General features: G+C 46.1%; 14 protein-coding genes. 8 read left to right on the forward strand and 6 right to left on the reverse strand.

All coding sequences use genetic code 11. The features are described from left to right. Positions 1-22: 22 nt before the first annotated feature. Together dut and coaBC are read right to left on the reverse strand one after the other, a co-directional pair. Entirely contained in the window at positions 23-481 is a 459-nt protein-coding gene (dut, locus tag SK33_RS00435; RefSeq protein ID WP_048218841.1) for a dUTP diphosphatase, read from the reverse strand. Then, entirely contained in the window at positions 459-1,679 is a 1,221-nt protein-coding gene (gene coaBC, locus SK33_RS00440; protein ID WP_113772692.1) for a bifunctional phosphopantothenoylcysteine decarboxylase/phosphopantothenate--cysteine ligase CoaBC, read from the reverse strand. The genes dut and coaBC overlap by 23 nt, the downstream gene beginning before the upstream one ends. Before the next feature lie 171 nt (positions 1,680-1,850). On the opposite strand from coaBC, the gene radC reads away from it, so the two are divergent. From radC to mutM, 4 genes are all read left to right on the forward strand, one after another. Beyond that, positions 1,851-2,516, forward strand: a complete 666-nt coding sequence (radC, locus tag SK33_RS00445) for a RadC family protein (protein WP_048218839.1) — start codon at positions 1,851-1,853, stop codon at positions 2,514-2,516. A gap of 218 nt (positions 2,517-2,734) precedes the next feature. After that, on the forward strand, positions 2,735-2,971 hold the full coding sequence (rpmB, locus tag SK33_RS00450; protein ID WP_003024071.1) for a 50S ribosomal protein L28: 237 nt from the start codon (positions 2,735-2,737) through the stop codon (positions 2,969-2,971). A 20-nt stretch (positions 2,972-2,991) separates the two neighbouring features. Next, positions 2,992-3,159, forward strand: coding sequence for a 50S ribosomal protein L33 (rpmG, locus tag SK33_RS00455; protein ID WP_003024094.1), 168 nt, complete (start codon positions 2,992-2,994; stop codon positions 3,157-3,159). 98 nt (positions 3,160-3,257) lie between these two features. Next, a complete protein-coding gene (gene mutM / locus SK33_RS00460) occupies positions 3,258-4,067 on the forward strand; it encodes a bifunctional DNA-formamidopyrimidine glycosylase/DNA-(apurinic or apyrimidinic site) lyase (protein ID WP_003024097.1) in 810 nt (269 codons plus the stop codon). A gap of 38 nt (positions 4,068-4,105) precedes the next feature. Here the strand turns inward: mutM and coaD are convergent, their stop codons facing one another. Continuing rightward, the gene (gene coaD, locus SK33_RS00465; protein ID WP_003024099.1) at positions 4,106-4,585 is read right to left on the reverse strand and encodes a pantetheine-phosphate adenylyltransferase; all 480 of its coding nucleotides are present in this window, start codon (positions 4,583-4,585) and stop codon (positions 4,106-4,108) included. 8 nt (positions 4,586-4,593) lie between these two features. Beyond that, the gene (gene waaA / locus SK33_RS00470; RefSeq protein ID WP_003837609.1) at positions 4,594-5,871 is read right to left on the reverse strand and encodes a lipid IV(A) 3-deoxy-D-manno-octulosonic acid transferase; all 1,278 of its coding nucleotides are present in this window, start codon (positions 5,869-5,871) and stop codon (positions 4,594-4,596) included. A gap of 424 nt (positions 5,872-6,295) precedes the next feature. Here waaA and SK33_RS00475 point away from each other — a divergent pair, with 424 nt between their 5' ends. The 4 genes from SK33_RS00475 to SK33_RS00490 are packed head-to-tail and all read left to right on the forward strand — an operon-like array spanning position 6,296 to position 10,318. Beyond that, entirely contained in the window at positions 6,296-7,420 is a 1,125-nt protein-coding gene (locus SK33_RS00475; protein ID WP_048218837.1) for a glycosyltransferase family 4 protein, read from the forward strand. Then, complete coding sequence (rfaP, locus tag SK33_RS00480; protein ID WP_048218836.1) at positions 7,413-8,210, forward strand: lipopolysaccharide core heptose(I) kinase RfaP; 798 nt, start codon at positions 7,413-7,415, stop codon at positions 8,208-8,210. The genes SK33_RS00475 and rfaP overlap by 8 nt, the downstream gene beginning before the upstream one ends. A 30-nt stretch (positions 8,211-8,240) precedes the next feature. Continuing rightward, positions 8,241-9,260: a glycosyltransferase family 8 protein gene (locus SK33_RS00485; protein ID WP_048218835.1), complete on the forward strand. Its 1,020-nt coding sequence runs from the start codon at positions 8,241-8,243 to the stop codon at positions 9,258-9,260. Positions 9,261-9,310: 50 nt separating this feature from the next. After that, a complete protein-coding gene (locus SK33_RS00490; protein WP_048218834.1) occupies positions 9,311-10,318 on the forward strand; it encodes a glycosyltransferase family 8 protein in 1,008 nt (335 codons plus the stop codon). A gap of 30 nt (positions 10,319-10,348) precedes the next feature. Here SK33_RS00490 and SK33_RS00495 read toward each other — a convergent pair whose 3' ends face one another. After that, on the reverse strand, positions 10,349-11,293 hold the full coding sequence (locus SK33_RS00495; protein ID WP_003837619.1) for a glycosyltransferase family 8 protein: 945 nt from the start codon (positions 11,291-11,293) through the stop codon (positions 10,349-10,351). Then, on the reverse strand, positions 11,294-12,349 hold the full coding sequence (rfaQ, locus tag SK33_RS00500) for a lipopolysaccharide core heptosyltransferase RfaQ (protein WP_032950525.1): 1,056 nt from the start codon (positions 12,347-12,349) through the stop codon (positions 11,294-11,296). Position 12,350 lies beyond the last annotated feature (1 nt).

The raw sequence follows: 12,350 nt of genomic DNA on the forward strand, positions 1-12,350 counted from the left end.
CTATGGGATACTTTTCTGCGGGTTACTTGCGCCCGGAATGGCCGAAGCCACCTTCGCCACGATCGGTGGCTTCAAACTCTTCCACCAGATTAAATTCAGCCTGCACGACTGGTACAAATACCATCTGCGCGATACGTTCGCCCGGCTCAATAGTGAAGCTGTCCTGACCACGGTTCCAGATGGACACCATCAGTTGGCCCTGGTAGTCGGAATCAATCAAACCAACCAGATTGCCCAGCACGATACCGTGCTTATGGCCCAATCCGGAGCGCGGGAGCATCACCGCTGCCAGAGAAGGATCGGCAATGTGGATAGCTAACCCGGTTGGCACCAGCGTTGTTGCGCCCGGTGCCAGTTCTACGGCGTCATCAAGACAAGCACGCAGGTCAAGTCCGGCAGAACCAGAAGTGGCGTACGTCGGGAGCGAAAATTGTTGCCCTACGCGCGGGTCCAGAATCTTAACGTCGATTTTTTTCATCATAACGGGTCACGATCTCGTCGAGTAATAATTGGCCCAGGAGTTCTTTACGCTCAAGCGGTAAGACTTTGTCTCCATCCTGCCAAAAAAGGTGTAATGCGTTGCTATCGCTGTTAAACCCTTGAGTTGACAGCGAAACGTCGTTCGCACAGATCACATCAAGGTTTTTGCGGATGCGTTTTTGCCGGGCATATTCTTCCACATTATTTGTTTCGGCGGCAAACCCAACGACAAAAGGACGGTTAGCATCCAGTGCGGCAACACCGGCGATAATGTCCGGGTTTTTGACCATTTTTACAGTTAATTCATCACCCTGCGTCGCTTGTTTTTTTATTTTTTCGTGGGCGACAGTTTCAGCGCGATAATCAGCGACTGCAGCGCAGCCGATAAAAATATGCTGTTGTTGCACTGCAGACTGCACAGCGGCTTCCATTTCCAACGCGGTCATCACATCAACCCGCTGAACAAATGGTGGTGTGGATAACGAAACCGGACCCGATACCAGTGTGACGTTTGCCCCGCGCTTTGCTGCAGCTGCCGCGATAGCAAATCCCATCTTCCCGGAGCTATGGTTGGAAATATAACGCACGGGATCAAGCGGTTCACGCGTCGGACCCGCCGTAATCATGATGTTGAGATGTTGCAGATCGTTGACAGGCGAAAAATGTTCTGCCGCCATATCCACAATCGTTAACGGATCCAGCATACGTCCAGGACCGACATCGCCACATGCCTGGCTACCGCTGTCTGGGCCCCAAATGAGCAAACCGCGTGAGGCAAGAATACCCAGATTGTGCTGGGTCGCGGCTGCACGGTACATCTGCTGGTTCATGGCCGGCAGCACGGCAACAGGCGCGGGTGTTGCCAGACAAATCGTAGACACCAGATCGTTGGCCATACCGGCGGCAACGCGGGCAATCAGGTCTGCCGTCGCAGGGGCCAGGATAACCAAATCGGCCCATTTCCCCAGCTCAATGTGGCCCATCGCGGCTTCGGCAGCGGGGTCAAGCAGGCTGTCAGAAACGGGGTAACCTGAAACTGCCTGTAAACTCAGGGGAGTAATAAACGCTTTTGCCGCTTCGGTCATCGCCACGCGGACGTCAGCGCCGCGTTCCCGCAAACGACGCACCAGTTCAGGGGTTTTGTACGCAGCAATGCCGCCACTGACGCCAAGTACGATTTTTTTACCGGCCAGGCTCATCATGATCTTTCCTGTTGGGTTTCACCAGAAGGCGGATATTTTATCACAATCCGCAATGTGTCGTGCTTTTGACCGCCTTCTACTTTGCGAGGCGCTACGAAGAAGTGAAAACAGCGCGTCGATTCACCGTCGGTGTTATGCCACTATGCGGACGCGAGAGGAGGGAGAAACATGGAAAATACAGGAAGTATGATGCCCCGGGAAAAGCTATTGGCGCAGGGGGCCAGTTCGCTGACCGATGTTGAGTTACTGGCGCTTTTTTTACGTACTGGCATTCAGGGTAAAGATGTGCTTACGCTGGCGAAAGAGATGCTTCAGCATTTTGAGTCGTTGTATGGCTTGTTGTCTGCTGATTACATGGATTTTAGCTATGTTCCGGGAATCGGTATCGCGAAGTATGCACAGTTGAAGGGTATTGCGGAGCTGGCAAGACGCTACTATAACGTGCGAGTGATAGAGGAGCGTGCTCTACTTAGCCCGGAAATGGCGCGTGAATTTCTGCAAAGCCAGCTCTCGCAAGAGGAACGCGAGATCTTTCTGGTGATCTTTATGGATTCTCAATATCAAGTGATTAAACACAGCAAACTTTTTTCCGGGACACTAAGCCACGTCGAGGTACATCCGCGAGAAATTGTCCGCGAAGCGATAAAAATGAATGCTTCCGCTGTGATCCTTGCGCATAATCACCCTTCGGGGTGTGCAGAGCCGAGTAAAGCAGATAAACTCATCACCGAGCGTGTTGTGAAATGCTGTCAGTTCATGGATATCCGGGTGCTTGATCATCTGGTCATTGGGCGCGGAGAGTACGTTTCTTTTGCGGAACGCGGTTGGATTTAACGCACTTTACGCGATCCATCGGGATCTTTGTCTGTTCGGGACTTGAGCATAACGCCGGGTCAGCGTATACTACGCCACCTTTGAGAATCTCGGGTTTGGCATTTGGGCCTGGCAATCGAGAGTTCACTTAGAACTATGCGATGACCGGGCTGTAAAGCCTGACGAGGCGCCGATACCCCATACGAAGCTCGAGCTAATTTGATTTTTGGAGAATAGACATGTCCCGAGTCTGCCAAGTTACTGGCAAGCGTCCGGTGACCGGTAACAACCGTTCCCACGCACTGAACGCGACTAAACGCCGTTTCCTGCCGAACCTGCACTCTCACCGTTTCTGGGTTGAGAGCGAGAAGCGTTTTGTCACCCTGCGTGTATCTGCTAAAGGTATGCGTGTAATTGATAAGAAAGGCATCGAAACAGTTCTGTCTGAACTGCGTGCCCGTGGCGAAAAGTACTAAGTACTAAGAGGAAATAAATCATGGCTAAAGGTATTCGTGAGAAAATCAAGCTGGTTTCTTCTGCTGGTACTGGTCATTTCTATACCACCACGAAGAACAAACGTACTAAGCCGGAAAAACTGGAACTGAAAAAATTCGATCCAGTTGTACGCCAGCACGTACTGTACAAAGAAGCTAAAATCAAATAATTTTAGTTTCGATGTAGCAAAAAACCTCGCCTCGGCGGGGTTTTTTGTTTTCTGGCCGTCCCCATATTAATGAGACCTGATACACCGCCGGAGATACTATGCCTGAATTACCTGAAGTCGAAACCAGTCGCCGTGGGATTGAGCCGCATCTGGTAGGGGCAACGATTATGCACGCGACTGTGCGTAACGGTCGTTTGCGTTGGCCGGTATCAGAGGAAATCTATCGCCTGAGCGATAAACCTGTCCTGAGCGTACAGCGGCGCGCAAAATACCTGCTTCTGGAGCTGCCGGATGGCTGGGTAATCATTCATCTGGGGATGTCGGGTAGTTTGCGTATCCTTCCTGAAGAGCTTCCGGCAGATAAGCACGACCACGTTGACTTAGTGATGAGCAATGGCAAAGTTCTGCGTTATACCGATCCCCGTCGCTTTGGTGCCTGGCTGTGGACTAAAGAGCTGGATGGACATAATGTCCTCGCCCATCTTGGCCCTGAGCCGCTGAGTGACGATTTCAACGCCGGTTATCTACAGCAGAAATGTGCAAAGAAGAAAACGGCGATTAAACCCTGGCTGATGGATAACAAGCTGGTGGTGGGGGTGGGAAACATTTATGCCAGCGAGTCGCTGTTTGCGGCTGGTATCCATCCTGACCGTCTGGCGTCATCGCTGTCGCAGGATGAGTGCGAACTGCTGGTACGCGTTATCAAGGCGGTTTTGCTGCGTTCTATCGAGCAGGGCGGGACGACGCTGAAGGACTTTCTGCAAAGTGACGGTAAGCCGGGCTATTTTGCCCAGGAGCTACAGGTCTATGGGAGAGAAGGTGAACCTTGCCGCGCATGTGGCGCACCGATTGTTGCGACAAAACACGCCCAGCGTACAACGTTCTATTGCCGTCGCTGTCAGAAATAGTGTCATTGCTGGCCGGATGCAGCATCCGGCCAGGCACATTACTTCAACTTACTCATTAACGCCTGATGGACGTTTTCCGGCAGAAAGTGCGTCACATCACCCTGATGGCGGGCGACTTCTTTCACCAGTGACGATGAGATAAATGACCACTCTTTAGACGGCATCAGAAAGACGCTTTCCAGTTGCGGCATTAGGTGGCGGTTCATGTGCGCCAGCTGCATTTCATACTCAAAATCTGCTACCGCGCGTAGGCCTCGGATCAGAATGTTAGCCTGATTATCACGGGCAAAATTTGCCATTAAGTCGCTGAATCCCAGAACTTCCACATTGCCGAGATGCGCCGTTGCCTGTTGCGCCAGCTCGACGCGCTCTTCAAGGGTAAACATCGGTTTTTTACTGGGACTTGCAGCAATCGCCAGGATCACGTGATCGAACATGCTGGTCGCACGCGTCACGATATCAAGATGGCCGTTAGTTATGGGATCAAAGGTTCCTGGATAAATCGCCCGTTTTTGCATGGCTTGCCTCAATGCGTTTTGGGTGGCAGATAAGGTTCCAGCAGCTGCAGCAGACGCTGTAACGCGCCCTGATTTTGATACAGAACTTCAACTGCGTGACGGCCATAAAAATTACGATAATCTGCATCGGTCAGTAAAGAAGATACTTCTTTTACCAGCGTAGGTGCGTCGGTGACGGTGATCAATCCGCTTGCCTGTTCGAGGCGGGCGCAAATATCTTTAAAATTAAACGTATGTGGTCCCATCAGCACTGGAATAGCATGTGCCGCGGCTTCCAGTGGATTGTGCCCACCACGTTCAACCAGTGAACCGCCGACAAAAGCAAGGTCGGCAATGCCATACAGCAACATCAGCTCACCCATGGTATCGCCGATCACAACCTGAGTGCCTGAGGACGGAACTTCACCCGAAGAACGAGTGGTATAACTTAGCCCAGCCTGGCGTACGAGGTTAATTGCATCCGGGAACCGTTCAGGATGTCTGGGAACCAGAATTAGTAAAAGATTCGGGAACTGATTTAATAACGCCTGATGGGCGGCAATGATGATGCTTTCTTCGCCGTCGTGGGTGCTGGTTGCAATCCATACCGGACGGTGAGGAGCCCATTGACGACGTAATGTCACCGCTTTTGCGGCCAGTTGTGGCGTGACGGATATATCAAACTTCAGGCTGCCAGTAACGGTGACCTGATTGCTTCTGGCACCAAGTGTAATAAAACGTGCGCCATCTTCTTCGTTTTGTGCGGCAATTAACGTAATTCGACGCAGTAGTCTGCCAACAAATTTACCTAATTTCGCATAGCCAGCTGCTGAACGAGCAGAAAGACGTGCGTTGGCAATAACCAGAGGAATGTGACGCTTATGGAGTGCCGCGATCAGATTTGGCCACAGCTCGGTTTCCATAATTAACACCAGTTTGGGGTCAACTTTATTCAGAAAACGGTTCAGGGCATCCGGTAAATCGTAAGGCAGATAAATATGCTGAACGTCAGTGCCAAAAGCAGATTGTACGCGTTCGGAACCGGTTGGCGTCATAGTGGTGACCGTGATCGGCAAGTCGGGATAACGGTGACGCAGAGCGCGAACTAATGGGATTGCAGCCAGTGTTTCGCCCACAGAAACCGAATGAAGCATGATCCCGCCGGGTTTTAGCGGGCGGCGATAAAAGCCGTAGCGTTCGCCCCAGCGTTTACGGTAGGCCGGAGCCTTACGTCCGCGCACCCAAAGCCGTATCCAGATCAAAGGCTGAATAAGGTAGAAAAGGGCGGTGTAAAGCAATTCGAGCATAATGGTAGCTGACTTATGAATGTGCTGGGGATTCTATGTATTTAACTATGGCTTTACCATCATTTTTATCCAGGTTGTATCAAAACGATGGAATTGGTGGGGAACTGATTTCGCTGATGGCTATTTCAAAAATTCACATGGCCGCATTTATATGTCTTAACCTCTTGTGCGGTGTGCATTTCCTGATGAACTGGTGTCTTATTTATCTGTATGTTTTTAATGGTTTATTTTGTTTTTTGTTTAAAAAACATTCATTTCGGAATGCTTGGTAATAAATGATATACTACTGCGCAATTTCAGGTAGCTAGCGGGCAGAAACGTTTCGAAAGCACAGAAAGTCATCTTTGGATGCTTTAGGCAAGGATTACACGATTCTGATGCTTCAAACCTGATATGCCTGGCGACGCGATGCGGATATTAATGCATGAATATTGCTTTTTGTTTGTACAAGTATTTTCCCTATGGTGGGTTACAGCGTGATTTCTTGCGAGTAGCGCTGACGGTTGCTTCTCGTGGCCATCATGTTCAGGTATTTACCCAGTCATGGCAGGGCGAGCGTCCGGAAGGGCTGGAGATTATACTCGTCCCCGTTACATCCAGAACGAATCATGGGAAAAACGAGCAATATTATCAGTGGGTTCAGAATTATTTAACTCAACATCCCGTCGATCGTGTCGTTGGTTTTAATAAAATGCCTGGCCTGGATGTGTATTACGCTGCGGACGTTTGCTATGCGGAGAAGGTTGCCCGCGAGAAAGGCTTTTTCTACAAATTGACGCGCAGGTACCGACACTACTCTGCATTTGAAAAAGCCGTATTTCAGCAGGGTGTCGGCACTACGCTTTTGATGTTAACTGATAAACAAATTGGTGACTTCAAACATCATTACCAAACTGAGAGCCAGCGCTTTTGTATTCTGCCTCCAGGAATCTACCCTGACAGAAAGTACAGCCAGCAACCTGAAAACAGCCGGCTGCTTGTTAGAGAAAAAAATGGTATTGGTCTCGATCAGATCTTGCTCTTACAGGTAGGTTCCGATTTCAAACGCAAAGGCGTGCCAAGAACATTACAGGCGTTGGCTTCTTTGCCTGATGTCATTCGCCACCGGATACGATTGATGGTTGTTGGTCAGGATAAGGCCAATCGCTATCGCGCTCAGGCTCGTCAATTGGGGGTTGAAGAACAAGTGCAGTTCTTCTCGGGGCGGGACGATGTCGCAGAATTGATGTCTGCTGCTGATTTATTACTTCATCCAGCTGTACAGGAAGCCGCCGGTATTGTCTTGCTAGAAGCTGTAGTTGCCGGACTGCCGGTATTAACTACCGAAGTTTGCGGCTATGCAGGTTATATTGATGCCGCCCAGTGCGGGGTAGTGATCCCTGAACCTTTTGAGCAGGAAAATCTGAATACAGCACTTTTCGATGCGCTGCAAAATAATGAGCAGAGAAGTCGTTGGGCCGGGAACGCACGGCATTTTGCTGATACAAAAGATCTCTACAGCCTGGCAGATAAAGCTGCAGATATCATTTTAGGTCCTAAGAATGATTGAATTAAAAGAACCATTTGCCACGCAGTGGCAAGGAAAAGACCCGTTTACTGAAGTCGCTAAGCTGGACGGTGAGGTTTTTCGCGCCCTGGAAACACGACGTACCCTACGTTTTGAGATGATGGGTAAGGGTTATTTTCTTAAATATCATCATGGAACCACGCTTAAAGAAGTGGTGAAGAACCTTATTTCTTTACGTATGCCTGTACTTGGCGCAGACCGTGAGTGGCTGGCAATTCATCGCTTACAGGAACTGAGTGTTGACACCATGACCGGCGTGGCATTTGGGCAGAAAGGACTGAATCCGTTAGAGCGCACCTCATTTATCATCACTGAAGATCTCTCTCCTGCTATCAGCCTTGAAGATTTTTGTGCAAGGTGGAAAGTTGAGCCCCCTGATTATGTATTAAAACGGACAATTATTACCCGGGTGGCAGAAATGGTGGGTAAAATGCATCGGGGCGGGGTAAATCACCGGGATTGCTATATATGCCATTTCCTGCTCCAGCAGCCGATGCCGGAAGACGTTGCGAATATCAAACTTTCCGTAATTGATTTGCATCGTGCACAAATACGCCAGCATGTACCACGCCGCTGGCGGGATAAGGATCTGATTGGACTCTATTTCTCTTCACTTGAGATCGGGTTGACGTCCAGAGATATCTACCGTTTTTTACGTGTCTATTTTTCGAAGCCACTACGTGAAATCTTTCGTCAGGAAGTCAGGTTGTTTGAACAGACTGTCACAAAAGCGCAAAAAATAAGACAAAGAACAATTAGAAAAGCGCTATAAATAACACATGAAGTTTGAGGCCATTTTATTATGAACATTGATTTCCAGAAGCTAATCATTCAAAAACATGTTATCGACAGCTCCTCGCATGACAAGAGTAAAAAATTAAGTGTTGCGTATGGTGTCGATCGTAATTTTTTGTTTGGTTCTGGCATTTCTATGACCTCAGTATTAGTGAATAATCCTGATATTGATATCCACTTTTATATAGCAACAGACTATATAGATGATGATTATCTGGAATGCGTAAAACGCCTGACGCAGATGTACAGTACGACAGTCACTGTCCTTGTGTTCGATAACGCTGCATTTCGTGAACTGCCGAGTACAAAAGCATGGACTTATGCAATGTACTATCGTTATTTCGCATTTGAATATTTAAGCACAGAGTTAAGCTCCGTACTGTATCTTGATGCAGATGTTATTTGCAAAGGTTCTCTACGAGAACTTACCGAGATTAACTTCTGTGGGGAATATGCTGCTGTTATCAATGATGTTGATGAAGTACGTACTAAATCCGGTAACAGACTCGGTATTCCTGAACTGAGTAATGGGTACTTTAACTCCGGAGTGGTATTTGCGAATCTTCAAGTTTGGCGTGAGCAGCAGTTATTGACAAAGGCATTTTCTATCTTAGATAAACGCCAAAAGGAACTTCTGTATTTTGACCAGGATGTTCTGAATATATTGTTTGTCGGTAATGTCATTTTCCTGAGACGAGATTTTAACTGCATTTATGGTGTTGATCAGGAACTGAAAAATAAAAATGATAAAATTTACAAGGATTATATTACAGATGATACTGTATTAATACATTATGTCGGTGTTACTAAGCCATGGCATACATGGGCTAAATATCCGGTGGCTAAATTCTTCATTGATGCCTATAAAAAATCCGCATGGGCGGAAAAATCCTTGTTAAATGCAAACACAGCAAAACTGTATAAACGTAAATCACGACATGAAAGAGTGCAGCGTAAATATATTCGTTCGATACTTAGTCATGTGATGTATATAAAAAACAAACTACATAGTGCACGGTCTCATTAGTATTTAGATGTGCAGATAATTTTCAGATAGCTTATAAAAAGGTGTAGTACATGAATTTTGATTGTCATCAGTCTATTAAAGACACCATTGAGGTTTTTGGGGCTCCAGAAACTCAAACCCCACAGCTCAATATTGCTTGGGGGGTTGATCAAAACTTTATGTTTGGGGCGGCAGTTTCGATGTCGTCCGTTTTACTACATAACAAAGATATCAGCATACATTTTCATCTTTTTACTGATTATCTTGACTCAGATTACCGCAAAAGATTAGAAAAACTAGCTAAGCAGTTTTCTACCAATATAACTGTATATGTGATGGATGCCGAAGGATTAAAGATCCTTCCGTGTGGGAATGCATGGTCACACGCGACCTACTTCAGATTTATCGCGTTTGAGTATCTTAGCGAAAAGATCGATAATCTTCTCTATATAGACGCTGATGTTGTATGTAAAGGATCACTTATTGAGTTAACACAAATCAATCTGGAACATCATGTTGCAGCGGTTATTCAGGATGTTGAAGATAGTCGGGTGTATGCCGCGCAGCGACTTAATACTCCGGAATTTAACGAACAATATTTCAATGCCGGTGTTATATTTGCAAATTTAAAAGAATGGAAAAAACAAAAGTTCTTCACGGAAGCATTTTCGATCCTCCTGGATAAGACAAGAAAATTCGCTTTTCTGGATCAGGATGTCTTAAATATAATGTTTTTTGGTAAGACAATTTTTTTACCAAGAATTTATGATGCAATTTACGGCATTAAACAAGAACTCAAAAGTAAGGATACCTCAAGTTATAAAGAATATATAACAGATGATACCATCCTTATCCATTATATAGGCGTGACTAAACCCTGGAATTCATGGGCAAATTATCCTTCAGCACAGTTTTTTGTTGACGCCTGGAAGGCTTCGCCTTGGGCGGATGTTCCATTGTTACTCGCCAGAACGCCAAAACAATATAAAAAGAAATCAAGGCATGAAAGATTACAAGGGAAATATTTCGCCTCGATAATAAGCTATATTGGTTATTTGCGGGAAAAATTAAAAAAGTAAGTAAAAAAACTCCCGTAAGGGAGTTTTTTATTAACGTAATTTAGTCTTAAGGTATTTCAAATACCATTTGATCGAGGCGCAATAATTCCCTTTTTTAGCTTCCTGGCGTGAATAGACCCGATAATCAGTAGGTCTCATGCGTGGAGCATAGGAGCGCAATGCAGTATTTCGCCATGGCGTGAAATGATGGTAGAAGAGATAAAGTTGCTGTGAAAGCCCAGTATGTTCTTTATACCAGGGCTTCCTTCCACCAGTGAAGTGGATAATTCTTGGCAGAATATCTTTTTGGTAGAAGAATATCTCTTTTTGTTGATCGGTAAACCAGTTGAACAAAAAATTCCATCGGTTATCAATAAACTTAACGTTACCATCTATTGCGATATTGAGTGCATCTTGGTCAAAGTAAGGCAAGGATTTACCTTGTTCAAATAACACGGTGTTTGCTTTGTTTTCAATATCAAACTTGATCCAGTTTTCAATGTTAATATACAAAAAACCAGCATTGAAATAATGACCAGTACTAAGGCCCAGACGCTTGGCATTTTTTGTATCGTGAATATCGAGAGAGTCGTGACTGACAGCACAAATGACGTTGCTGATATCAATGCTGTTAATGTCATTTAGCTTATCAAAACACAGGGTATCGGCATCTAAGTAGATAAAACGCTCAACGGTATCTTTTAGTAAGCGCGGTACGGCCAGACGCATATAGGTCGAACGGTTCAAGTGTTTGATTGCAAAGTCATTATTATACTTTTCAATCTCTTCTTTATCGATATTGATAACCTGAATTTTATCACTGGTTGAACGCAGTTTATTGATTTCTTCGTCAGTAACGTCATAGACAAAGACAAAAAATGACAGATCCTGTTCCGGGTTGTTCATTATGACAGACATAATGGACACTGCTACATATTCCAGATAATTGGCATCCGTGCAGTAAGCAATATTAATGACGTTATTTTTGTTGTCCATTTATGCTTTCTCATTACCTTTATTAAAGCCACTATCATGAAGTACCGTATCGATAGCGTCAATCACGGCCTGTTCCGGTATCCATGTCAGATATTTTTTTGACCGGTCGAGTTCATCCCGAGAAGGCATCGGATGATAATCGCCAGCCCAAATCAAAACGGCTTTATCCGACCATGGCTTCCACTGTTGATAATTGGTGGCGCCAAACAGGCAAACTTGCGGTGTCTTTAGCGCTGCTGCCATATGCATCGGTGCAGAATCGACACCAATGTACAAAACAGCATGGTCGATCAACGCAGCCAGTTGCAGGAAGGTCGTTTTACCTGCCAGCGTCAGGTCAGGGGAAGATTGGCACAGATCAGCAATGCGCTGAACCTGCTGCTGCTCACTTGTTGCTGGCCCACAGGTAAGATAAACATGCAAACCACGCTGATGCAGGTGATCTATAACATGCGCGAACTTCTCATCATCCCAGCATTTAAACTCTTGTCTGGCTGTGGGTTGAATAACGACATATTTCTGCGTAGGCAACGTGGGTAACAGGGATACCAGATGTTGATAATCGTCCTGACGATAACTCAGCGACATCTCTTTCTTCAGTTCTGTTTCGCTAAAGCCAATGCCTTTTAGAATCGATAGGTTTTGTTCAACAATATGCGTCCCAATGGAGGGTGTTACTCGCGTAAAAAGCCGGTTCCACTGATCTTTTTCGCGCTGGAAGGCAATTGAAGGACGGCGTAAAGAGGCGATAAGCGCACCAATTGGCCATTGTTCAGTGAGGTTAACAATCAGGTCATAGTGGTTTTTCTTCAGTTGTTTACGCACTGAAAGGTAATTTTTCACTGTTGACAGCAGGCCCTGTTTTTTCTCAATCAGATAAAAATTATTAATATCTTTATGGGCGGCTAAGATTGCTTTGGTATCTTTATAGAGGAGCAGATCGATCTTAGCATGTGGATAACGAGCCCGAATGCTGGCAATGACTGGTGTTGTTAGCAGAACATCCCCATAAAACTTGAGCTTGCAAATAAGAACTCGGTCAATTTTTTCAAACATG

Origin of the sequence: Citrobacter sp. MGH103, from assembly GCF_001034475.2 — a bacterium.
GTDB classification, from domain to species: Bacteria; Pseudomonadota; Gammaproteobacteria; order Enterobacterales; family Enterobacteriaceae; genus Citrobacter; species Citrobacter freundii.